Origin of the sequence: Leptolyngbya sp. NIES-2104 (assembly GCF_001485215.1) — a bacterium.
GTDB lineage: Bacteria > Cyanobacteriota > Cyanobacteriia > Leptolyngbyales > Leptolyngbyaceae > Leptolyngbya.
On the sequence record NZ_BBWW01000001.1, the window covers coordinates 307,323 to 329,719 of the forward strand.

Annotated in this window: 21 protein-coding genes; 14 read left to right on the plus strand and 7 right to left on the minus strand. The window is 46.8% G+C overall.

Features of this window, described 5'->3' with window-relative positions; genetic code table 11:
- The first annotated feature begins 14 nt into the window (after positions 1–14).
- Positions 15–1,403, plus strand: a complete 1,389-nt coding sequence (gene fumC / locus NIES2104_RS01555) for a class II fumarate hydratase (protein ID WP_058995108.1) — start codon at positions 15–17, stop codon at positions 1,401–1,403.
- 266 nt (positions 1,404–1,669) lie between these two features.
- On the opposite strand, the gene NIES2104_RS01560 is transcribed toward fumC, so the two are convergent.
- Entirely contained in the window at positions 1,670–2,887 is a 1,218-nt protein-coding gene (locus tag NIES2104_RS01560; protein WP_058995109.1) for a DUF790 family protein, read from the minus strand.
- A gap of 87 nt (positions 2,888–2,974) precedes the next feature.
- Between NIES2104_RS01560 and NIES2104_RS01565 the strand changes: the two genes are divergently transcribed.
- Together NIES2104_RS01565 and NIES2104_RS01570 are read left to right on the plus strand one after the other, a co-directional pair.
- Entirely contained in the window at positions 2,975–3,829 is an 855-nt protein-coding gene (locus NIES2104_RS01565) for a DNA/RNA non-specific endonuclease (protein ID WP_058995110.1), read from the plus strand.
- An 88-nt stretch (positions 3,830–3,917) separates the two neighbouring features.
- Positions 3,918–4,442 (plus strand): photosystem I reaction center subunit XI, encoded by a 525-nt coding sequence (locus NIES2104_RS01570; protein WP_058995111.1) that lies wholly within the window; start codon positions 3,918–3,920, stop codon positions 4,440–4,442.
- A 39-nt stretch (positions 4,443–4,481) separates the two neighbouring features.
- Here NIES2104_RS01570 and NIES2104_RS01575 read toward each other — a convergent pair whose 3' ends face one another.
- Entirely contained in the window at positions 4,482–5,363 is an 882-nt protein-coding gene (locus NIES2104_RS01575) for a pentapeptide repeat-containing protein (protein ID WP_058995112.1), read from the minus strand.
- A 110-nt stretch (positions 5,364–5,473) separates the two neighbouring features.
- Complete coding sequence (locus NIES2104_RS01580; protein WP_058995113.1) at positions 5,474–6,277, minus strand: ABC transporter permease; 804 nt, start codon at positions 6,275–6,277, stop codon at positions 5,474–5,476.
- Between the two features lie 121 nt (positions 6,278–6,398).
- Between NIES2104_RS01580 and NIES2104_RS01585 the strand changes: the two genes are divergently transcribed.
- The 5 genes from NIES2104_RS01585 (at position 6,399) to NIES2104_RS01605 (ending at position 9,630) form a co-directional block, all read left to right on the plus strand.
- Positions 6,399–7,103 carry a hypothetical protein gene (locus tag NIES2104_RS01585; RefSeq protein WP_156426842.1) on the plus strand — a complete coding sequence of 235 codons (705 nt, stop codon included), beginning with the start codon at positions 6,399–6,401 and terminating at the stop codon, positions 7,101–7,103.
- A gap of 33 nt (positions 7,104–7,136) precedes the next feature.
- Positions 7,137–7,721, plus strand: a complete 585-nt coding sequence (locus NIES2104_RS01590) for a DUF3172 domain-containing protein (RefSeq protein ID WP_082689908.1) — start codon at positions 7,137–7,139, stop codon at positions 7,719–7,721.
- Positions 7,722–7,723: 2 nt separating this feature from the next.
- Positions 7,724–8,311, plus strand: coding sequence for a Uma2 family endonuclease (locus NIES2104_RS01595; protein WP_058995116.1), 588 nt, complete (start codon positions 7,724–7,726; stop codon positions 8,309–8,311).
- A gap of 202 nt (positions 8,312–8,513) precedes the next feature.
- Positions 8,514–9,215, plus strand: a complete 702-nt coding sequence (locus NIES2104_RS01600; protein WP_058995118.1) for a MotA/TolQ/ExbB proton channel family protein — start codon at positions 8,514–8,516, stop codon at positions 9,213–9,215.
- A gap of 7 nt (positions 9,216–9,222) precedes the next feature.
- Positions 9,223–9,630, plus strand: coding sequence for a biopolymer transporter ExbD (locus tag NIES2104_RS01605; RefSeq protein WP_058995120.1), 408 nt, complete (start codon positions 9,223–9,225; stop codon positions 9,628–9,630).
- Positions 9,631–9,694: 64 nt separating this feature from the next.
- Here NIES2104_RS01605 and NIES2104_RS01610 read toward each other — a convergent pair whose 3' ends face one another.
- A complete protein-coding gene (locus tag NIES2104_RS01610; protein WP_156426843.1) occupies positions 9,695–10,786 on the minus strand; it encodes a hypothetical protein in 1,092 nt (363 codons plus the stop codon).
- Between the two features lie 416 nt (positions 10,787–11,202).
- On the opposite strand from NIES2104_RS01610, the gene pstS reads away from it, so the two are divergent.
- From pstS to pstB, 5 genes are all read left to right on the plus strand, one after another.
- A complete protein-coding gene (gene pstS, locus NIES2104_RS01615; RefSeq protein ID WP_058995124.1) occupies positions 11,203–12,243 on the plus strand; it encodes a phosphate ABC transporter substrate-binding protein PstS in 1,041 nt (346 codons plus the stop codon).
- Between the two features lie 244 nt (positions 12,244–12,487).
- The gene (locus tag NIES2104_RS01620) at positions 12,488–14,272 is read left to right on the plus strand and encodes an iron uptake porin (protein ID WP_058995125.1); all 1,785 of its coding nucleotides are present in this window, start codon (positions 12,488–12,490) and stop codon (positions 14,270–14,272) included.
- A gap of 68 nt (positions 14,273–14,340) precedes the next feature.
- Positions 14,341–15,300, plus strand: coding sequence for a phosphate ABC transporter permease subunit PstC (pstC, locus tag NIES2104_RS01625; protein WP_058995127.1), 960 nt, complete (start codon positions 14,341–14,343; stop codon positions 15,298–15,300).
- Positions 15,297–16,172 (plus strand): phosphate ABC transporter permease PstA, encoded by an 876-nt coding sequence (gene pstA, locus NIES2104_RS01630; RefSeq protein ID WP_058995130.1) that lies wholly within the window; start codon positions 15,297–15,299, stop codon positions 16,170–16,172. The genes pstC and pstA overlap by 4 nt, the downstream gene beginning before the upstream one ends.
- Positions 16,173–16,175: 3 nt before the next feature.
- Positions 16,176–16,967, plus strand: a complete 792-nt coding sequence (gene pstB, locus NIES2104_RS01635) for a phosphate ABC transporter ATP-binding protein PstB (protein WP_058995132.1) — start codon at positions 16,176–16,178, stop codon at positions 16,965–16,967.
- 146 nt (positions 16,968–17,113) lie between these two features.
- Here the strand turns inward: pstB and NIES2104_RS01640 are convergent, their stop codons facing one another.
- Positions 17,114–17,884 (minus strand): Rpn family recombination-promoting nuclease/putative transposase, encoded by a 771-nt coding sequence (locus NIES2104_RS01640; protein ID WP_058995134.1) that lies wholly within the window; start codon positions 17,882–17,884, stop codon positions 17,114–17,116.
- A gap of 182 nt (positions 17,885–18,066) precedes the next feature.
- The gene (locus NIES2104_RS01645) at positions 18,067–18,708 is read right to left on the minus strand and encodes a hypothetical protein (RefSeq protein ID WP_058995136.1); all 642 of its coding nucleotides are present in this window, start codon (positions 18,706–18,708) and stop codon (positions 18,067–18,069) included.
- Positions 18,709–18,991: 283 nt separating this feature from the next.
- Here NIES2104_RS01645 and NIES2104_RS01650 point away from each other — a divergent pair, with 283 nt between their 5' ends.
- Entirely contained in the window at positions 18,992–19,642 is a 651-nt protein-coding gene (locus NIES2104_RS01650; protein ID WP_058995138.1) for a phage integrase N-terminal SAM-like domain-containing protein, read from the plus strand.
- A 27-nt stretch (positions 19,643–19,669) separates the two neighbouring features.
- On the opposite strand, the gene gyrA is transcribed toward NIES2104_RS01650, so the two are convergent.
- Entirely contained in the window at positions 19,670–22,267 is a 2,598-nt protein-coding gene (gene gyrA / locus NIES2104_RS01655; protein ID WP_058995140.1) for a DNA gyrase subunit A, read from the minus strand.
- Positions 22,268–22,397: the final 130 nt, after the last annotated feature.

Here is a 22,397-nt window from a genome sequence, read left to right on the forward strand (position 1 = left end):
AAGGAATTTTTCAAATGACAACGAGAACTGAAACCGATAGCATGGGCGCGATCGCGGTGGAGAGCGATCGATATTGGGGCGCTCAAACCCAGCGGTCTTTGATGTATTTCGCGATCGGACAAGATCAGATGCCGACCGAGTTGATTCGAGCCTTTGGCATTTTGAAAAAAGCAGCCGCGATCGTCAATCAACAGTTAGGAAAGTTACCACCTGAGAAAGCCACTTTGATTATTCAAGCCGCAGATGAGGTGATCGAAGGCAAGCTCAATGATCATTTTCCATTGTCTGTCTGGCAGACTGGTAGCGGCACACAGACGAATATGAATGCAAATGAAGTGATCTCAAATCGTGCGATCGAGATTGCAGGTGGCGTTTTAGGCAGCAAAGAGCCGATTCATCCGAATGATCATGTTAATCTGTCGCAGTCCTCGAATGATACTTTTCCGACTGCGATGCACATTGCAGCAGCAGAATCAATTCATCAGCGATTGTTACCGATGGTGAGAAAGCTTCGGAATGCGTTGCAGGAGAAGTCGAACGAGTTTGAAGCAATCATCAAAATCGGGCGAACTCATTTGATGGATGCTGTGCCGTTAACATTAGGGCAGGAATTTTCGGGCTATGTTGCACAGTTAGATCAAGCAATTGTTCGCATCGAAGCCACGTTACCCGGATTGTATGAGTTAGCGATCGGAGGAACGGCGGTTGGAACTGGAATTAACACACATCCAGAGTTTGCAGAGCGATCGGCAACTGAGATTTCTAGGCTCACTGAGTTGCCGTTTGTGAGTGCGCCAAATAAGTTTGCAGCACTAGCCGCGCATGATGCGATCGTGTTTACCAGTGGAGCGATTAAAACGCTGGCTTGTGCATTGATGAAGATTGCGAATGACTTACGTTGGATGGGGTCAGGACCGCGCTGTGGATTAGGTGAGTTAGTGTTACCTGCAAACGAACCTGGATCATCCATCATGCCGGGAAAAGTCAATCCAACACAGTGTGAAGCGATGACAATGGTGTGTGTGCAAGTGATGGGAAATGATAGCGCGATCGCAATTGCTGCAAGTCAGGGGAACTTTGAACTGAATGTGTTTAAGCCTGTGTTAATTCACAATTTGATTCATTCGATTCGTATTCTTTCCGATGCCTGCTCTTCGTTTACTGATCACATGGTGGTGGGCATTGCGCCGAATCGCGATCGTATCAATCAGTTTCTCGAAAATTCGTTGATGCTAGTAACAGCGCTGAATCCAAAGATTGGATACGATCGAGCTGCAAAAGTTGCTTACAAGGCGTATCAGGAGAATTCAACATTGCGACAGGCTTGTATTGAAATGGGATTTTTAACAGGTGAAGAATTCGATCAAATCGTGCGACCGGAACAGATGATTTATCCAACGTGAGATTTAATCGATCGTCGATCGTTCTAGAAATGAGGGGTTTGCACTAGGACGCGCTTTAAAGCCTTTTCTCTGCGTTGTTCACCCGCCCCGAATTCCATTTCGGGGCTAGTTGAACGAAGTCCACTGAAGGGGACTAAAAGCCAAATTCAGCATCTTCAGTCCTGAAAGGACTTCGCACTGTTAGCCCCGAATTCTATTCCGGGGCGGGCGCGAACGAAGCGAGAAGTTTTAAAGCACGCACTAGATCTGCTTTAAGACGCATCTTATCACCGCTCCAACACTTCTAAAACCGCTTTCGGTAGCAACTGATCCTTAAACCAAACAATTCGCGCTGGAGTATCTGCAATCCTGACTCCAGCTTTTTCTAAATTCAATCGCTCTGACACCGCCAGAATCAGATCATCTCTCCCCGATTGACGAACCTGAGAAAATTTCTTCCGCAAATACTCCGGTCGCCAATACCCGACAATCTCAACTAAGAAGGTTCTACCATCAGGATGAACAATCCGAAAATCTGGAATCATGACACTGCCTGGAATTGGAATTAAATCGACTTCGCGTTCTAATCGCCATTCGGTTTTTGCTTTGTTCCATCGATCGACAAATCCTTCTTCTAACAAACTATCGTAAGTCTTTCCGGGTGGATAATGGCTGATCAATCCACAATCTGAATCGATCGCAAATCTCCCCTGTCTCGTCTTGCCAGAATAGCTATCGTTAATCTGCAATTCTGCGGCTAAACTCCATCGGGTGACATGCAGCAAAGCAGGAAGTAATTTCGCGATCGCGAGTCCATAGCGCGTCGAAGGCTTAAACAAACTCGTGGGACCATCGATCGTTAAAGTAAATCCATGATCTGCATCTCCTTCGATGTAAGTCATCAACTGAAACAGTTTCATATACCGGAACAATAATTTATACTGTCCTGGATCATTACGGTGAGCATTAATCACCATGTGACTAGCACGATAAAACACCCCTTGAACTTGCGATAGATTGTAGCGATGAACCAATGCTTCAGGAGTGGGCGCTTCAAATTCAATTAGAATCTGATTCTCTGGTAAATCGGCATACAAGCCAGTTTTGACTTGTTCTGGAAACACTTCAGAATTTAATTCTTGGCTTAATTGCTCTGCAACTTGATCGATCGTATTTTGCGTTTCGATCGCACTCGGAATTTTCTGTGCAGATAGCGCAAATACTCGCTCTCTTAACATCGTTGGATCAAGCGGACTCACTGTTTCAAACGTACTAAAGGCACCGTTTAGTAAATGCGCTAAACCCCGTTTAAGTCGATAGTCTGTTTCTTCACCTTCAAGCGCTTGCAGTTGTCGATTGAGTTCGCCTTTCGTGCCATGTCTTGCTTCTTGAAATAGCGTGATTAGTTCTTCTGCGATCGCTAATATTTTCTCATCAAGCGGCAATCGTTTCGGAACAATCTCTTCCCCGTTCAAGCGATGAATGAGTAAATCAGTCGGTAACATAGATTCGCCATCCGATTAAGAATCTATCTTAACGCGACGAAACCCCAAATCCGCTGCATAATAAGCTCAAAAAGATAAATAGACGATATGCTCAAACCCCGTTGGCAACTATTTGCGATCGCAACTCTCATCACTGCTGCGATCGTTGGCTTAATTCTCTTCCTGAATCGACCACAAACTCCGATCGGCACTCAACCCCTGCTGCCTCCTAAAAATGTTCACCTCACGATGGGCATTCCCAGCGAAGCCACCTCGAATATTACCAATGCAGATGACTATCTGATTGCAGATAATGCCCGTCCTTATGTCATTTCATACAACAACAGCAAACACATCCCGAACTGGTCAAGCTGGCAACTCAACAAAAGCTGGCTTGGAACCGTTCCCCGCTCTAACGATTTTCGCCCTGACACAACTTTGCCGAAAGGCTGGTATCAAGTCAAATCGAGCGACTACAACGGCAGTGGATACGATCGCGGTCATTTAACCCCTTCTGCCGATCGCACCAAAGATGCTCAAACGAATTCTTCAACCTTTTTGATGACTAATATCGTGCCGCAGACCGCCGATAACAATCGCGACGTGTGGGAAGGTCTAGAAAGCGAATCACGCCGATTAGTCAACGCTGGAAAAGAACTCTACATCGTGGCAGGCGGATCAGGCGAAAAAGGCACGATCGGTGCTCAAAAAATCTCGATTCCTGCTTCGACCTGGAAAGTAATCGTTGTAATGGACAAGCCAAATTCAACGGCTTCAGATGTCACCGGAAAAACGCGGGTGATTGCGATCGATGTTCCGAATATCAATGGCATCAAAGACAAAACTTGGCGAGACTATCGAATCAGTGTAGATGCGTTAGAGCAAAAAACTGGCTACGACTTTCTCAGCAATGTTTCAGAGGCGATCCAACAAGCGATCGAAAGTAAAGTCGATCAAGGCTAAAAAAAAAGTTGTGTCTTCAGAGTGATGAAGCGTGAAAACGCACCCTCGTAAAATCTCCCCATACTTTGCGAAAAGGACAATCTAATCTATGCAAATTCTTAGACATCCTGAAGCGACCGATCGCTCTGATGATCCGCGCAATAAAGAGGTAATTTTCCCCGCTTACGATATTCAAAATGGCAACCTTGCAACGCCGATTAATGCGTCTCCGCTGGTGCGTTCTTATATCAATGCACTTCCAGCGTACCGGGAAGGTCTTTCCCCGTTGCGGCGTGGTCTAGAAGTTGGCTTAGCTCACGGCTACTGGATTATCGGACCGTTTGCGAAACTGGGTCCATTACGCGATACAGACTTGGCAAACTTGGCAGGATTGCTCTCTACGATCGGGCTAATCATCATCTCGACGCTTTCAATCTCGCTCTACGGCGCAAGTAATCCTCCGGCTCCGATGACCACGATTACGACTCCGAATCCGCCCGCAGAACTCAAAACCGGACATGGTTGGAATGAGTACGCGGCTGGCTTTTTGGTGGGTGGCATTGGTGGTGCAGCATTAGCTTACTTCTTGCTAACAAACCTTGCATTGTTCAAGAACTTTGCAAGTGGCTTGTAATTGATTCAGTGGAGCGGGCATCTTGCCTGCTCCCTAAAGTCATTGCAACTGGAATTGATGCAATTTATTCTGTGCTAACACCAAATACCGCTGAGTCATATCGGAAAAGACCGCTTCAGAAAGTTGAGTGTCATCAAGTCTGGCACCCAGAACGCGGACATTGCTGAGATTCGATCGCGTTAAATTTGCCCGACTCAGATTTGTCGATTGCAGATTCGCACTGTGCAAAAAAGCCGCCTCTAAATTCGCACCCGTTAGATTTGCATTCGCGAGATTCGCTCCTTGCAGTCGTGCTTCACGAAAATTTGTGAACGATAACGCCGCACCCTCCAAATTCGCACCACTTAGTTTTGCTGCACTCAAGTTGATACCTGATAAGTCGATTCCTCGCAGATCAACGCCGTTTAAGAACGCTTCAGACAAATTCGTTTCACTGAGGAACGCATTTTGCAGTGATGCTCCACTGAGTCTTGCACCTTGAAGATTTGCCCAATTAAGATTTGCACCTTGAAGATTGGCACTCCGCAGATTGACATTGAGCATTTTCGCACCACAGAGATTTGCACCTTCTAAGATGGCTCCGCGCAGATTTGCATGACTTAAATCGGCTCCACTCAGGCGCGATCGCGAAAAGTCCGACTTGACCAAAAACGCGCCGTTCAAATGCGCTTTCGTGAAATCGGTATCAGCTAAATTTCCCTCAGTCAGCTTTACGAATTGAAAATTTACCCAGTTGAGAAATGCGCCTTTGAGATTCGCTTTCATCAAAAACGATCGACTCAAATTCGCGCCTGTTAGATTTGCGTTTTCGAGATTGATATCCACGAGCGTTAGATGACTCAGATTGGCATTACTGAGATCCACTCCAGAAAAATCTCGATCGCCCCATTCGTATCGTTGTAGTAGCTCTTGAACTTCCATCGCTTGCCCTTCCAATCTATGCTGAGTTTAATCTTTTCTTCAGATTCAGAGAGCGTTTGCACTAGATTGAAAATCGAAAGTAATAGAGCGAAATACAACGATACAGAAGTTCAATCTTGCAGGTGTGAAAACTGATATGCGCCCACTGCCGAAAGCGCGATCGCCATTACCAATAAGACCGGAATCACAAACCAGGGAAATTGTTCGATCGATAAATACGCTGCCGCTCTCAAACCCAGACTCGTATACGTCAACGGCAATAAATATACAAATGCTTTCAACACAGGTGGCAAAGTTGCCGCATCGAAGAAAGTCCCACCCAAAAACGACATCGGAACGATCACAAAGTTATTATAAATCCCAACGCCTTCTAAAGATTTCACATTCAAGCCAATGATTACACCTAAACCCGCAAACACAGCACAATTTAAAATCAGAACCAATAAGAATAATGGATTTAGAAAACTCCATACTTTACCTGTAAAAATGATTGCGACTAGAATCACTGATGCAGCCGTTAGCAGTCCGCGAATAATTCCCGCCATCATTTTGCCAAGGTGAACAGCGAGCGGATGAACCGGAACCAGTAGAATTTCTTCAAACGTTTTAGTGAATAAGCGATCGCCACAAATCGAAAACGTCGTGCCCCCGAAACTAATCACCATCGAAGACAGCGCCACCATTCCCGGCAGAATAAATTGCAGATAATTCTCTCCTGCGCTCGGTTTCGTCACTGTATCGAGCGAACTGCCTAATCCCAATCCAAACGCCAGAATGTAAATCAACGGTGACACCAACCCCGAAGCGACAATCTGCGTGACTCTCACCCGCAAATCGAGCCAATCGCCCCAAAACACAGTGAGGCTGTCTTGCCATAAAGTTGAAAGTGGAGAGCGCTGAAGAGTCGATCGCATAAGACACAAACCGTTACAATTTCCACTATTTTTGCATCAAGTAGTACTCTTTCACGTCATCCAGTAGCGGGATCGCCCTCAAATTCGTCACAATGAACAAATAAAGTGTGGAGATCTTGCGGTGAATTTGCTGCTGGTTTTTCTATTTATGGGTCTAATTGCATACTTATATTTGCAGTACCAGAATTACCGGATTCGGACAATCCGCGATAGCGATGTCGTTATTGTGCAGGGAGCCGAAGACCGCTACCCGAATTTGCCGCTAGGAAATTTTGCTGTACCGCATCGGTTTCGCGGTCCTGATCGCGTTCAAGTCGTCTTTCCCACAATTACCGACAAAGGCGAAGTTGAATACATTTACTCATGGCACGACTTGAAAGATGTCCAGCCCACCTTTCTTTCGCGCACTCACCGTCAAAATAAGATTCGCGTCATGGCAGAACTCGCGCCTGTAATCAAAGAACATTTAAAGCTTGAACAAGATACGATTGCGCTCGAAAATCAATCGGTCAAAATCCACAAAATTGCTGAACTCGTCGCCGTTTCTGATTTCTATTCATCGCAGTTAGATATTTACGAAAGAGCGATCGACGAAACCGAAAAACTGATTAAAAAAGTCGAAGAACTGGGTCAAGTCTATGTCCGCATTGTACGAGAAACGTTAATCGGAACCCGAATCGCCGACTTTAATCCCGATCTTTTAATCGATTTGCACGTTCCACTCGATGCCCAATACGAGCGCGTCAAAGCCGAATATCAATACATGAAAGACACCGCCCAAGCCTACTATGAACTCCTCAGAGAAAGCCAAGGCTTGAACCGCTAGAATAGAATCTCAATCCTTCTCAATTCATTTCCTATGAAGCGAAGACCCCGAAACAATTCCTACAACGACGATCGTTACAGTCGCTACGATGATGATTATGAGCCGAATCGAGGAAAACCACCCGTGAACAAATCACCCTCCTGGTTTAACGCCACTGCGATCGGGATTATCGCAGCTATTTTCGTTTTAGGAATCGGGGTCGGCATCGCCTTTAGCGCCGCCACTCCCACAAATTCAACCAGCTTAGTCACGAACCTGCAACTCGACCAAAAAGCCCCGAACCCGGATATCTGTATCCAGAACGGTGCAAGCGCGATGGCAGTCAGTACCCGCCTTTATGTGACGCTGGTTCCCTTCAAGGTCTTTGTCGCTCAAGCCGCAATGGAACCTGCTTGTATCTTGAGACGCGCAAACTGGTCGATTCTCGAACAGCGCAAACTCTTGTCGGGTGAGCAAACCCGCGATTGCCGTAATCGGATGAACACCTTCGGCTACGTTGGCGATCTGAACAACAAAGATAAATTATCGATCGATTGTGTGTACCAAAGCGACAGCGCTAAAAATCTCTTCTTAGATGGTGCTTCGATTCCCACCCTCGGTAGTGACGAGCAGTTCTAGCCATGACGCAAACCCCGCTAAAAGTGACTTCGCAAGACCAGCACATTGTCGTGCCTGGAACCTGGGAGCAATTCAAATCGATTCAGAAAGGATTTGAAGACTCACGCGGGGTGCGTCTATTTTATTTTGAGGGAACGATCGAGCTTCTCATGCCTGGACGCGAACACGAAATCTTTGGACACGTTATCGGCTACTTAGTGACAACTTACCTGATTCGGCAAGGAATCTTCTTTCAGCCGACGGGCGCGATGACACAAGAGCAGGAAGGAACTGCATCTGCACAAGCCGACCAATCTTATTGCCTCGATTCCATTAAGCTAATTCCAGATCTCTCAATCGAAGTTGTCTTCACCAGTGGCGGAACAAGCAAACTCAAACGGTATCAAGCGCTTGGCGTATCTGAAGTATGGATTTGGCAAGACGGGGTTTTGAAGCTTTACCATTTGGGCACTGATGGATATGGGGAAGTGAATCAAAGCCAACTCGAAGCCCTTAGAGATCTTGATCTTGATCTGTTACGACGCTGCATTCTAATCGGAGAAACGAATCTGAGTGAAGCACTTCGAGTTTTTCAACAGGAAATTGGCTGATTCTTAATCTCTCAATCTGCACCGTTGCAAGTTCGCAGCGATGTTTTTGTTGTCTTAACGAGAAGTTCCATTGTTCATTACGTTGCCTTAACCCGATCGCATTCCCGTTTCCGATATGCTGATCACTGGTCTACGGTGTATTGATTCTGTCTGATCAATGACATCGTTCACGCTTGACAGTTCACACCTCGATCGATTCAGTATGTCTAACCTCTACGAAGTGATTGCAAAAGGCGGACCGCTCATGATTCCGCTCGTCGGTTTATCAGTGGCGACGTTTGCCTGTGCCTTTGAACGATCGACCTTTTGGATTCCATTGCTCAGAACTGAAGCGAAACTATCCCACGACGTTTTGGAAGCGGCGAAATATAGTCTGGTCGATGCTCGAGTGATCGCAGAACGCGCAAAATCTCCGATCGGGCGATTTCTTCTCGCCCCATTAAAGCTAAACCATCCGACTCCCGAAACGTTTCGCTTAGCGCTCGAAACCGCTGGCGATGAAGAGTTTGTCAAAATGCGGAAGGGCGATAAACTGCTTGAAAGTGTGATTGCGATCGCGCCTCTACTTGGATTATTGGGAACAGTGACAGGTTTGATGGTCACTTTCTCAAACCTGAATGTCGGAGGGGGTGCAGCATCTGCGGAAGCGACCACGAAAGCCGCTGCCGGGATCGGGGAAGCACTCACCACAACAGCAGGCGGCATGGTCGTAGCAATCATCGCGCTCTGTATCTTCCGCGTCTCCGTCACCCTCCAAGCCAAACAGATGGATTATTTCTCTAAGATTGGCAGCGAGTTGGAATTGATTTATCGTCAATATTGGTACGAACCTGCAACAAGCGAACTAGCGCGAATCGAATCGGCTCGATCGCAAGACCCAGAATCGGCTGAAGTCCCTGTTTAAGAACTCTATGAAATTCAAGAATCAGCAAAAAGGATCGCAAATGCCCGAAATTAATCTCGTGCCGATGATGGACGTGATTATGACGATTCTGACGTTTTTTATCATCGTGTCGATGACACTGACGAATTTTCAATCGGTCGATGCAAATTTACCCAGTGCAGATAAGGGAAGCAGTACGGAAACGCCTGTTGATCCTTTAGTGATTGGGGTGACGAAAACGGGACAAGTCGAAATCAATCAGGGTGCAGTCACAGAAGCGCAAATGGGTGAGCAAGTGGTTTCGTATTTTCAGAAGAATCCGAAAGGAACCATCATTCTAAAAGCTGATAAATCTTTGCCGTATGAGCGGGTTGTAAAAACGCTGGGCGTGTTGCGAGATGTGGGGGGCGACCGCGTTTCGTTAGCGATCGAATAAACTCAGAACAATCAAAAAAAGTGGTGCAGACATCTTGCCTGCACCACAATCAATGTTTGATTTCTTAACTTCCTGGATTTCTAAGCCAAGTTACTACGATCGTGCCTGTTCTGTCCTTAGTCGGAACTAAGTTCATGTAAAACGTGGTGGTTTCTTTCTTCAACTGATAGAGGTTGCCACCGCCATACTGACCTTTCGGAGTCACTTGGAAGCTTCCAGACAGACCCGCTGTAGAGATTGTTTGAAAGAAGACATCCGGCGTTTGACCTGTAATCAAGGTTGGACTGCCATCAATTCCCGGACGCATTTCTGGAATAGCTCCAGTTTGTAACTCTGCCGCGCTCACGACATTAAAGAACATTTCTGGTTTCGGAAATTGTTCGGGTTGGGCATTGGTTTGAGGATTGTCAGAGCGATCGACTTGAGGAGCTAGATCAGTCAGTAGATTGTAGTAATCTGCGGGAATGTTTACAGAACCTTTGAGTGCTGCTAAGTCCGAAACCTTACTATCACTGAGCAAAATCACTGTTGTCGGTTCATCTTTGAACAAGTGTAAGAACAGTGTTTTCTTGTCTGGCGTAGTCACGGTGTAAATCTTTTTATCAGCCGTCTCTTCGTCTGGTGTTAGGGCAAAGCCTTTTGCTTTTGGTGCAGAAAGGTAGAATGCTGCAACTGTATTCAGATTCGCAGTAGCAACGCGGCAATTTTCACCAAGTCCAACATTGAAACAGTTCGGGGTAGAAGGACTGTAGTGAGGAAAATCGGCAGCGGTCGCGGTTCCTGTATTTCTTGAGGGCTGAGCTTGGGATTGTGGAGAAGTTGCTGATTCTGGTGGATTGGCTTCTTGAGGTGTCGGAGACTCGATCGATTTTTGCACGATCGGATTTGGGTTCGGGCGATTGATTCTTGGTAGGGCGGGTTTTGGTTTTGCGATCGCGACTTTCGGAGTTTGTCTCGCGCTAGATTTGGTCGTCGGTAACTGAGTGATTTTCACCGGAGCTTCTTTATTTTCCGGTGGCTTTTCTTGTTCTTTTGGAAAGGGCGTGAACAGTAAGAGTGCGTGCAGTCCGAGCGCTGCGAATAACATGGGTCGAACCATCGATCGCGCTGCGGCAGGAACTTGAGGAAAGGTAGGTAAGGAAAGAGTCTTAGTCATAAGGTCAAAGAGTGCATGGACTGAGAACAGAACGGGCAAGGAATCGATTGCGGAATTCTTTTCACAGCACAGATGCGAGTTTGCCACATCAATCGTTCAAGCTTTGATCAATCTGTCTGTTGTGCTGAATTTGAAGCAGTACTGATCTTGATCAAAGCTTCATTTCTAAAGTCAATGCAAAAATTGTATCGCGATCGTCTCAATATCTGTCCATTTATAGATCATTTATCTAAGTTTTCTAGCGTATTACTGATATAGATACGTTGTTGTGCTGAGTATCACCTTCCTGTTAACCAAAGTTTTAACTAGATTTAATCTACTGTTAGTTTTCTGTTTGCTTTTGCTTAACTGATTGGGTTGTAGTGTTGTCATTGTTACCTAAATCGACACTAGATCGCATAAAGAACGAGGACATCATGATACTCTCCAGAAAAGCGCTCCGCCGTGGTGGAATTGCTCTGTTTGTTGCGGCTGCGATCGCACTGACTCCGGTTCTATCTGCGATCGCGCAGTCTACGACGTTGAACGGTGCAGGCGCGACTTTCCCAGCATTGTTGTATGAGCGCTACATCTCAGAATTTAAGAAAAAAGAACCCAATATCAACGTGAACTATCAAGGGATCGGTAGCGGTGGCGGAATTCGCCAAGTGATCGCGGGTGTGGTTGATTTTGGTGGAAGTGATGCGGCAATGACCGACGAGGACATGGCAAAAGTCAATCGCGGAATTATTCTAGTGCCAACCGCAGGGGGCGCTGTAACTCCGGTTTATAACCTTCCGGGAGTGAACAACCTGAAGCTTTCGCGGGAAGTGTTACCAGAAATTTTTGCAGGTCGGATTACGAAGTGGAATGATCCGAAGATTGCAAAAGATAACAGCGGTGTGAATCTACCGAATTCAGATATTAAAACGGTTGTCCGCGCAGATGGTAGTGGTACAACGTTTATTTTCACCAATCATCTCAGTGCTGTAAGTCCTTACTTTAAGGGTCGTGTGGGTGTCGGAACGGCTCCGAAATGGACGACGAACCCGCTCAGAGGTCGAGGCAATCCGGGTGTTGCTGCATTGGTGCAGAAGACTCCAGGAACGATCGGTTATGTGGAGTACTCGTTTGCGAAGAAGAACAATCTTACGGTTGCAGCGGTTCAGAATCAGAAGGGTGAATTTTTGACTCCTTCGATCGACAATACCAATAAAGCCCTTTCAACGGTGAATTTCCCACCGAATTTCCGAGTATTTGAAGGCAATCCAGCCGATGGATACCCGATTACGGGATTGACTTGGATGATGGTGTTCAAGCAGTATGACAGTCCTCAGAAGTCGGAAGCGATGAAGAAATGGATTGAGTATGTGCTGACTGAAGGGCAGAACTTGAACGCGAGTTTGGACTTTACTCGGATTCCTGAACCTATCGCAAGACGCGCTCTGGATCAGGTGAGAGCTGAAGTCAAGCCTTAGACGTAACGCGATCGAACTTCGATTGTTGAGAACAGATTGATCGGTCATTGCCGAAATCTTTCGCCCCCTAAATCCCCCACGAGTGGGGGACTAAGAGTAGAGCAGATTACTCCAGTTCAGAGAATGAATTCGATTCAAAGTTCCCCAGAAATGGGGGGTTTAGGGGGCATTAGCCAACCAAAACGAAGCGAACTCAACTCAGAGTAGCGCAAGCCTATTTCAATTGTGATGTGAGGATTTTTTCATGTACCGCCTTTGGCATTCCCTTGTGTTAGCCCCGGTGCTAGCTGGGTCGATCGCACTTTCCGCATCGGCTCAAGAACGCACTACTTCGATCGATGAACTCTCAAAGCCTGCAACCCTTAAAGGTCAGGTCACTTCAGTTTCTCAACTGTCTGATGTGCGCCCTACCGATTGGGCATTCCAAGCCTTGCAATCTTTAGTAGAACGCTATGGCTGTATTGCAGGATATCCAGACCGAACCTATCGCGGCAATCGTGCTTTAACGCGGTTCGAGTTTGCAGCGGGATTAAATGCTTGTCTCGATCGAGTGAATGAACTGATCGCCGCTTCGACCGCTGATTTAGTTAAAAAAGAAGACTTAGCAGCACTGCAAAAGTTGCAAGAAGAGTTTGCTGCCGAGTTAGCCACTGTTCGCGGACAGGTCGATAGCTTAGAAGCTCGAACCACAACGCTGGAAAGACAACAGTTCTCCACCACGAGCAAACTAACGGGAGAAGTCATCTTCTCAGCAAGTCAGGCTTTTGGTGCCGATCGAGCCGTCACTTCAGACCAACAGCGTGTCATTGATGCCGCGGCGACTCCCGCCGCACGAACCGCAGCCCGAAACACTGCCATTACTGGATCAGCCACGAACAGCGATCGGGATGTTCGCGAGAATACTACCTTTTCCAATCGGGTAAGAATTGCGTTTGACACCAGTTTTAGTGGACGCGATCGCTTAAGAACTCAACTGCAAGCGAGAAACATTACTGCGTTTAGCGGTACAGGTGCGGCGGGCATCACGGGCACGAACATGACTCGCTTGGGCTATGACGGAACGAACAACAATACGATCGAACTTCGGCGCTTAGAATATCGCTTTCCATTGGGCGACCAAACAACGGTCTTCCTGGGAACCGGAACAAACGACGGTCTAGAGTTCAATGATTCGATCCCGACACTTAGCCCGTTTGAATCGAGTGGAAGCGGGTCTATTTCTCGATTTGGACGGTTCAATCCCATCTATCGTTCTAGCAGTGGAACAGGGATCATTGTGAATCATCGCTTAGGGCGAGAATTCACCGTTGGGAATCGGTTTACTCTGTCGCTGGGTTACTTAGTGCCGACCGGAGACGCTCAAGATCCGAGCCTCGATCGCGGATTGTTCTCAGGAAGCTATGCTGCGATCGCGCAATTAGTCTATCAACCGACTCCAAATTTAGGAATTGGTTTTACCTATGCGAATGGTTACTTCAATACAGGCTCTGGTGTCACTGGCAGTACGGGTAGTGCGTTCGCGAACAATCCCTTCAACAGTAACCAAACGATCAACTCTGCTGGCAACGTGCCGACCAGTACGAATCAGTACGGGGTGCAAGCAAACATTCGCCTGAGTCCTGGACTCGCTTTAGCAGGTTGGGCAGGATTGACGGATGCTCAAGCAAGACGAACTGTTGGCGCAACTGCCGCGACGAGAACCGTTCGAGAAGGCGATCGAGCGACGATTTTCAATTGGGCGGTAGGTCTTGCTTTCCCGGATCTGTTCAGCGAAGGTAGCTTAGGCGGAATCATCTTTGGAATGCCACCAAAAGTTACGAGCAGCGATTTTGGTTTGGCGACTCCAACAGCGGTGTCTGCACGACGTGAAGATCGGAGTTCTTCCTATCATTTGGAAGTCTTCTACCGTTATCGGCTCAGTGACAACATCTCGATCACACCTGGTGCATTCGTGATTTTTAATCCAGAAGGCAATTCTGCAAATAATGCCATTTATGTTGGCACATTGCGGACAACGTTCACTTTCTAAATCTCACACCTCTAGTGGGGACACTCATTCTAAAAGTGTCCCTTTTCTTTCATTTGGGAAAATAGACTATGACATCAATTCCATCTGAATCTAAACCAACTTTAGACTCGATCGAAGGCGGTAATACGGCTTGGGTCGAGTTTGGTTTTGCATGGGGATTGCGAATTTTGGCATTGAGCGCGATCGCAATTCTGCTTTGGATGGGTTGGATCATTTTCAACGCTGCCTTACCCGCAATCAAAACGTTTGGCTTAGGATTTGTCACACGGCAAGAATGGGATGTGAATCAGCTTCAGTTCGGAGCAAAAACATATTTATATGGCACGATCGTTACTTCTGCGATCGCGCTTTTATTCGCAGTTCCGATCGGGGTCATAGTTGCAATCGTCACGAGCGAGAAATTTCTGCCGGGATGGTTACGATCGATATTAGGATTTTTGATTGAACTCATCGCATCGATTCCTAGCGTAATCATTGGCTTCTGGGGAATCTTTGTTTTGATCCCATTTATGAAACCGATTCAATCCGCATTACATCAACAATTAAGTTGGATTCCGTTATTCGGAACTGAAACCTTTGGACCCAGTTTACTCGTGGCTGGAACGATTCTTGCTGTGATGATTTTGCCAACGATCGCAGCAATCAGCCGAGATGTCATGTTAGCGATTCCCCAAGATCTACGAACTGCATCACTTTCCTTGGGTGCAACTCGTTGGGAAATGATCACAACTGTATTAATCCCAGCGAGTTTATCCGGAATCATTGGTGCAATCATGTTGGCATTGGGACGGGCATTAGGTGAAACGATGGCAGTAACGATGGTCATTGGTAACTCTGATCAAATCAGCTTATCGTTACTTGATCCCGGCAATACGATTCCGTCAATTCTCGCAAATCAATTTCCCGAAGCGTTAGACGAACTGCACATTGGAGCATTGATGTATCTGGCATTAATTCTATTTGCGTTGACGTTGATTATTAATATGATTGCAAACTCGATCGTTAAAAAATTCGGACTGAAACAATGACTTTAGAACAGCAACTCACAAAGCCACTGTCACTCGATCGACGAATTTTCAGCTCTTTCATGAGCGCGATCGCAGTGATTTTCACCGGACTTGCACTCCTGCCATTACTCTCGGTGCTATTTGAAATTCTCCGCCAAGGCTTACCGAATCTGAAGTGGGAAGTCTTCACGAATCTACCTGCTCCTGCGGGCGATACCAGTGTAGTGGGTGGATTTGCGAACGCCATTCAAGGAACGGTGTTAATGGTGAGCATCGCAGCCCTCTTTAGCATTCCGTTTGGAATTGCGATCGCAGTTTATCTATCCGAAATTGGTAAATCGGGCGCGATCGCTCAAACAGTGCGCTTTGTGTTGTCAATCCTTAGTGCAGTTCCCTCGATCGTGGTGGGTGTGTTCGCATATGCTGTGATTGTACTTTCCACTATTCTTGGATATCGGGGCTTTTCAGCGTTAGCAGGTAGTTTTGCACTCGCTGTGATTATGTTACCGATCGTCGTTCTCTCTACCGAAGAAGCTTTGAAACTAGTTCCGAATCATCAGCGATTAGCATCTGCCGCACTCGGAGCTAATTCAATGCAAACCGTGTTCAAGATTGTTTTAAAGGCAGCACTGCCAAGTATTACAACGGGTGTGTTGTTAGCGATCGCACGAGCATCTGGTGAAACGGCTCCTCTGATCTTCACCGCATTGTTCAGTCAGAGTTGGGTCGAGCAGATTCTAAACCCCACTCCTTCGCTGTCTGTGATGATTTACAACTATTCGAGTTCTGCCTTTCCAGAGCAAACCCAGATGGCTTGGACAGCTTCACTCGTCTTGCTCGGTCTTGTCACAATCACCAATTTACTCTCTCGCCTGATTACCCGGAAACGCTGACCTATGTTGCATTCTATTTCTCAGTCTGAACTCGCTTTGTCTGCTCAAGCTGTGGATGTGTTTTATGGCGATCGTAAAGCATTGTCCTCAGTTTCAATGGAAATCTACCCTGGACAAGTCACAGCAATCATTGGTCCTTCAGGCTGTGGTAAATCGACGTTTATCAAAGCCCTCAATCGTATTGGTGAACTCGAAAGCGATATGCGCGTCAAGGGACAAGTGCAATTCTTTGGTCAAGATATCTACAGTCCCCGTGTGAATCTCAACCGATTGCGGCGACAGATTGGCATGGTGTTTCAGAAACCAAATCCCTTTCCGATGAGCATTTACGATAATGTTGCTTACGGGGTTCGGGTCTTTAGTCGGGTATCTCGATCCCTACTCGATGAAATCGTCGAAAAAGCGCTTGCCGATGCCGCTCTGTGGAATGAGGTCAAAGACAATCTAAAAAAATCCGCGTTGAGCCTATCCGGTGGACAACAGCAACGATTGTGTATTGCTCGTGCATTGGCTGTAAAACCAAGAGTTCTGCTAATGGATGAACCCTGTTCGGCACTTGATCCGATCGCCACAATGAAGATCGAGGAATTGATCAATTCATTGCGTCAAGAATTTACGATCGTCATTGTCACTCACAATATGCAGCAGGCGGCACGAATTAGCGATCGTACTGCCTTTTTTAGCACCGACGAGAGCCGTATCGGTCAACTGATCGAAATCGATGATACTCAAAAGATTTTCAGCGGCGCAGCAAATTCTCGAACTCGCGATTATGTTGAGGGACGATTTGGCTAAAGTGAAAAGCAAATGAAGGCAGCATAACGTTCCGGTTGAGCGGCAGCAGATCGACCACAACGATAGACGAAAAGGCTCTCAACTGTCCGCTCCAATCGGGTTGTTATGCCGCTTTTTACGATCAACTCTTCGTACATCGATCAACTTCAACTTTGTGCGGAGCTGTTGAGTTGTTGATGAAGTTGTTGGATTTCTTCGACGGATAACCCGGTACAGCGAACAACGATTTCAACAGATACACCTTCTTGCAGAAGATTGAGTGCAATCTCCCGCTTATCTTCCTTTTGTGCGTCTCTCCAAATCGACTGATAAACAGTAGACTCCTGCATAATGTCCCTCCGTAAGACACGATAAATGATTTCCTCTTCCAATTTTAGCCCCGCAAGAATCCCTGATGCTGCCATCAAGTTCGCTTGCGTTGCGGGGTCTGCAATCTGATCTACTCTCTGAGCCGCTTGTCGTAACGTTTCCTCGGCATCTGCACTTTGACCTAAAACCGCAAACGGAATCAGCCCAGGATATTGCAGAAAGAGCGAGGCAGGTTGCTCCCACAAGCGCATCACGTCAAACTCATGGCGAGTCCGTTCCATCGTAAAGCTAGTCCCATAAACTAAAGGAGATGCCGTCTGCTTCAGATAAATGACCACTTGGTGCATCGGCTTCGTCGAATCTCTTCGGTATCCTCGCAACCGATAATCCGTCACGCGAAACGGAATGTTGTCTTTCGGAAGCGTCTGAAACTCAATATGCAGGATGGCTTCGTCTGATTCGAGAAAAATCAGGGCATCAGCGCGAATCGGATCAAGGGAAAGTTCCGAGGGTTGAAGTTCTGTCATCGTGACAGGTGTTCCCATTAGCCAACTCGCGAAGTCAGCGGAGAAATGTTCAGCCAGGAATCGGCAGGCATCGGCGTACATAGAAATAGTAGGATTGTACGCCTTATGATGCTGATTTAGTCTTGAGCAGATTTAAACTTTGGTGAATGATTGTTGCGGAGCGATCTCAGGAACAGAATAAGGATTGTTATGCCGTCTATTCAAGTTGGTGTAGAGTCACTATGACTATCGTTTATGACAGAGAAAGGGCGATCCATTTATTTTTACTTGAGTTTGCGGGCAATATCTTGAGCACACTCGCTTCCCTCTTTGCAGAAGGTAATTGTTGTACTACCGTACCTCTGATTCTGAGTATTGAGATAATAGATAGTCCCATCGAATTGAGGGGGAGAATCTCCGCTAATAGTCGCTGGAATTGCACCTTCAATATATGCAATGCGAGGGTTCGGGTCAGCAGTGTTCAAGGAGACCATAATTTTCCTGCTATCTGGAAGAACTGCGGCATTAATACTACGCCAACCAACATTTGTTTTTATTACTTGGGACTCAGGATCGATACATCCTCGCCGCGTGGCATTATTTATACTAAATTCGTTCGAGGCTGCTGCCTGAGAAATATCTGCTGTACCCAAAATCGACATGCAGTTCAATTTATCAAACTGAAGTGGTATACCGCTAGTTTTTGTTTCATAAAACCACTTGCCCTGGATCGACAGAGACTTTGGGATGGATGCTTTCTTGATGAGAACATATTCTGCTCCCCCAAACCGAAAACCTTCATATCCTTGCTGCACAGCAATAGCGCCAAGAAAAGCGCCAGCAGTGAAGGCAGCGAGTAACTGCCAATGCTTTTTTGCCCAATCAGTAACAAGAGATTTTGGAGAAGCTTCCGTTTCCATATTCATATCGTTTAAAGAGACTCATTAACGTAGCTGTCACACATCGACCGTCTACTCACGATTATCATCGTCGGCATAACTCTTATTACACGGAAACTTTCCGTATATCACCCTGATTCGGCTGACTATGCGGAAAAGTTTCGGCATATCACACCGCTTTAGAATGCTATGCAGAAAGATTTCCACATATTACGCTCATGTAGATGAATATACGGAGAATTTCAGCATATTTTCCAATTCAGCATAGAAATGTCTTTTATGGTTTTAATACAGATTTACTATTCAAGGCATGGAAGCAAAACCTAGAAAACTGCTCGATCGACTCCATGACACCATTCGCCTCAAGCACTACTCTTACAGCACAGAACAGACTTATGTGAACTGGAACCGCCGCTATATTCTGTTTCACAACAAGCGTCATCCGCAAGACATGGGAGGCGAAGAACTTGAAACTTTTCTTACCCATCTCGCCGTTCACGAAAACGTCTCCGCTTCTACCCAGAATCAGGCGCTGAACGCGATCGTATTCCTCTATCGCGAAGTGCTTAAACAAGACTTAGAACTTGATATTGATGCCGTTCGTGCAAAACGATGCCGAACTTTACCCGCTGTATTAACTAAAGCGGAAACTCAGTCAGTTTTGCAAAACGTCTCATCCGATCGCATTTCCAAAGATCCACGAAGCAACATTACTCGTCGTCATCATCTGCACGAAAGTGTCCTGCAAAAATCAGTGAAGCAATCAGTGCGAACAACAGGAATTGCCAAACGAGTTGGGTGTCATACCTTTCGACATTGCTTTGCAACCCATTTAATTGAGGCGGGATACGATATCCGCACAGTGCAAGAACTGTTAGGACACAAGGATGTGAAGACGACGATGATCTATACTCACGTCCTCAACAAAGGTGGGCGAGGAGTGAAAAGTCCACTCGATTAAAAAAGCGGGATTGCTCCCGCCTGGTCGTTATTCTGCTTCGTCTTCGAGATCGACGATTCCAGCTTCCTCAGCAGTTGGAGGAACAAGCGCAACCGCCGCGATCGCATCCTCTTCATCTAATCGCTGCACTCTTACTCCAGTTGCAGCTCGTGACTGAGACGAAATTGCATCTACTGATTGTCGAATGATGATACCGCGATTGGTAATTAGCATCATTTCATCGCCTTCATTCACGATATGCAGCGAGGACAACGTATCGCCTGGTTTGCGGAATTTCGTGACCACAATTCCCATTCCTGCTCGGTTTTGCAGTCGGAATTGTTTAACGGGAACTCGCTTACCGTAGCCTCCAGTCGTGACAACTAAAGCCCAAGGTCCCGATTGAGGTGGCAATTCAGCGTTTTCATCGACAACGCTTTCATCTTCGTCACCGACAGGTTCTTCCGCTTGCGCTTGTGCGACATCAGCCACAATTTGACCAGGTAGAATTGCCATGCCGACTAACCTATCACCTTCTCGTAGGGACATTGCTCTTACACCACGAGTGGCACGACCCAGCGGACGGAGTTGCTCATGATTGACGCGGAAGTGAATCGATCGACCTAGACTTGATCCGATGATGATACTGTCATCGACTCGCGATAGTCTAACCCATCGCAGTTGATCGCCTTCTTCAAGCGAGATAGCAATCAATCCATTGGTGCGAATGTTGCTGAAGGCTGAGAGCGCGGTTTTCTTGATGTAGCCTTTGTTGGTTAACATCACTAAGTACTCATCATCTGAGAATTCGCTGACTGAGACGACCGAAGTAATCTTTTCTCCGTGGGGAACAGTCAGAAGTTGAACGATCGGAGTTCCACGAGAAGTTCGAGATCCGAGTGGGATTTGGTAAGCTTTCAGCGCGTAGACAACACCTCGATCGCTAAAGAACAATACGCTGTCATGGTCACAACAGCTAATGAAGTGTTCCACAGCATCGTCTTCTTTCATCCGCGCTCCAGATTTACCACGAGTTGCGCGGTTCTGAGCTTCAAAGGTACTGATCGGCATCCGTTTGATGTAGCCTTGCTCGGTGACAAGCACGATCGATTTCTCGTTCGCGATTAGATCGATATCACCAAGCTCGTCTTCGGATTGCTCGATGACGGTGCGGCGAGGAGTTGCGTGAGTGGCTTTAAGCTGCGTGACTTCTTGGATGATGATGTCGAGAATGCGATCGCGTCTCGCCAAAATATCCATCAAGTCCTGAATCTGAGCCTGCAAATCTTGGTGTTCTTGCTCGATCTTTTCAGCTTCTAATGCTGTTAGACGGCGAAGCTGCATTTGAAGAATCGCGTCTGCTTGCTCTTCTGATAATGAGTAAGTTTCGATTAATTGTTGTTTTGCGGTTGCAGTATCAGCAGCGTGACGAATCAGCGCAATAATGCGATCGAGATTTGCTAATGCAATCAGCAAACCTTGAAGAAGATGATCGCGGGCTTCTGCTTTTCGTAATTGGAACTGTGTTCGGCGCGTAATCGCTTCGACTCGGAAATCTAGAAACACGCTCAGGAACTGCTTCAGAGTCAGCAACTGCGGTTCACCATTCACCAGCGCCAACATATTCGCGCCGAAGTTTGCCTGAATCGGGGTTTGCTTATAAAGATTGTTCAGCACCACACGCGGATAAGCATCGCGTCGTAGTTCGATCACGACTCGCATTCCATCACGATCGCTTTCATCGCGCACATCAGAAATGCCATCGATCTTACGATCGTTGACTAATTCCGCAATCCGCTCGATCAAAGCTGCTTTGTTCGTTTGATACGGTAGCGCAGTAATGATGATCGCGTCTTTGTCCTGTCTGCCGCGTTGTTCAATTGTCTCGATCGAGGCGACACCCCGCATTGTGATCGAACCGCGTCCAGTGGTGTAAGCTTCTCGAATTCCTGTGCGTCCCAGGATTTGTGCGCCTGTGGGGAAGTCAGGACCTGGAATGTACTGCATCAAATCCAAATCGGTCAGATCTGGATTTTGAATAAGTGCAACTAACCCATCAATTAATTCACCTAAGTTGTGCGGTGGAATATTCGTTGCCATTCCGACCGCAATCCCAGAAGATCCGTTTAAGAGCAGTTGCGGAATACGGGACGGTAAAACGGTTGGCTCTTGAACTGAACCATCGAAGTTATCGGCAAAATCGACCGTTTCCGATTCAATGTCTTGCAGCAGTGAAAAGGCGGTGAGCGAAGTTAAGCGACATTCGGTGTATCGCATCGCGGCGGGTGGATCGTTATCGACCGAGCCGAAATTCCCGTGACCGTCGATCAAGGGCGATCGCATCGAAAAGTCCTGCGCCATCCGCACGAGTGCATCGTAAACGGCGGTGTCTCCGTGCGGGTGATATTTACCGAGGACTTCCCCGACGACACGAGCGCACTTTCTAAAGGGGCGATCGTGTGTCAGTCCGAGTTCGTGCATAGCATAGAGAATACGACGATGCACTGGTTTCAGCCCATCCCGTGCGTCCGGTAGCGCTCTTCCTACGATGACGCTCATCGCGTATTCCAGGTAAGACCGCTGCATTTCGTTGCGTAAATCGGTGGGAATAATCCGATCTTGGGGCGGTTCCTGGGAGAAGGTCATAGAAGACTCCGAAATACTTTTGTACTACCAACAAAGCAAACAAATATGAGCGAAAAAAGATGCCTAGAAAGTATACCTGCTTCGGCTCATATTGGTTAATTTTAGCACAAAATTAAGAATGCGTTCGGGG

Excerpts from the sequence above, each read along its gene's own strand:
- NIES2104_RS01575 (WP_058995112.1), bottom strand. The coding sequence starts at position 5,363 with ATGGAAGTTCAAGAGCTACTACAACGATACGAATGGGGCGATCGAGAT.
- NIES2104_RS01620 (WP_058995125.1), top strand. The coding sequence starts at position 12,488 with ATGTACCGCCTTTGGCATTCCCTTGTGTTAGCCCCGGTGCTAGCTGGG.
- NIES2104_RS01590 (WP_082689908.1), top strand. The coding sequence starts at position 7,137 with ATGAAGCGAAGACCCCGAAACAATTCCTACAACGACGATCGTTACAGT.
- NIES2104_RS01640 (WP_058995134.1), bottom strand. The coding sequence starts at position 17,884 with ATGTACGCCGATGCCTGCCGATTCCTGGCTGAACATTTCTCCGCTGAC.
- gyrA (WP_058995140.1), bottom strand. The coding sequence starts at position 22,267 with ATGACCTTCTCCCAGGAACCGCCCCAAGATCGGATTATTCCCACCGAT.
- pstB (WP_058995132.1), top strand. The coding sequence starts at position 16,176 with ATGTTGCATTCTATTTCTCAGTCTGAACTCGCTTTGTCTGCTCAAGCT.
- NIES2104_RS01595 (WP_058995116.1), top strand. The coding sequence starts at position 7,724 with ATGACGCAAACCCCGCTAAAAGTGACTTCGCAAGACCAGCACATTGTC.
- NIES2104_RS01570 (WP_058995111.1), top strand. The coding sequence starts at position 3,918 with ATGCAAATTCTTAGACATCCTGAAGCGACCGATCGCTCTGATGATCCG.
- NIES2104_RS01565 (WP_058995110.1), top strand. The coding sequence starts at position 2,975 with ATGCTCAAACCCCGTTGGCAACTATTTGCGATCGCAACTCTCATCACT.
- NIES2104_RS01600 (WP_058995118.1), top strand. The coding sequence starts at position 8,514 with ATGTCTAACCTCTACGAAGTGATTGCAAAAGGCGGACCGCTCATGATT.
- fumC (WP_058995108.1), top strand. The coding sequence starts at position 15 with ATGACAACGAGAACTGAAACCGATAGCATGGGCGCGATCGCGGTGGAG.
- NIES2104_RS01580 (WP_058995113.1), bottom strand. The coding sequence starts at position 6,277 with ATGCGATCGACTCTTCAGCGCTCTCCACTTTCAACTTTATGGCAAGAC.
- pstS (WP_058995124.1), top strand. The coding sequence starts at position 11,203 with ATGATACTCTCCAGAAAAGCGCTCCGCCGTGGTGGAATTGCTCTGTTT.
- NIES2104_RS01645 (WP_058995136.1), bottom strand. The coding sequence starts at position 18,708 with ATGAATATGGAAACGGAAGCTTCTCCAAAATCTCTTGTTACTGATTGG.
- NIES2104_RS01650 (WP_058995138.1), top strand. The coding sequence starts at position 18,992 with ATGGAAGCAAAACCTAGAAAACTGCTCGATCGACTCCATGACACCATT.
- NIES2104_RS01605 (WP_058995120.1), top strand. The coding sequence starts at position 9,223 with ATGAAATTCAAGAATCAGCAAAAAGGATCGCAAATGCCCGAAATTAAT.
- pstC (WP_058995127.1), top strand. The coding sequence starts at position 14,341 with ATGACATCAATTCCATCTGAATCTAAACCAACTTTAGACTCGATCGAA.
- NIES2104_RS01560 (WP_058995109.1), bottom strand. The coding sequence starts at position 2,887 with ATGTTACCGACTGATTTACTCATTCATCGCTTGAACGGGGAAGAGATT.
- NIES2104_RS01610 (WP_156426843.1), bottom strand. The coding sequence starts at position 10,786 with ATGACTAAGACTCTTTCCTTACCTACCTTTCCTCAAGTTCCTGCCGCA.
- pstA (WP_058995130.1), top strand. The coding sequence starts at position 15,297 with ATGACTTTAGAACAGCAACTCACAAAGCCACTGTCACTCGATCGACGA.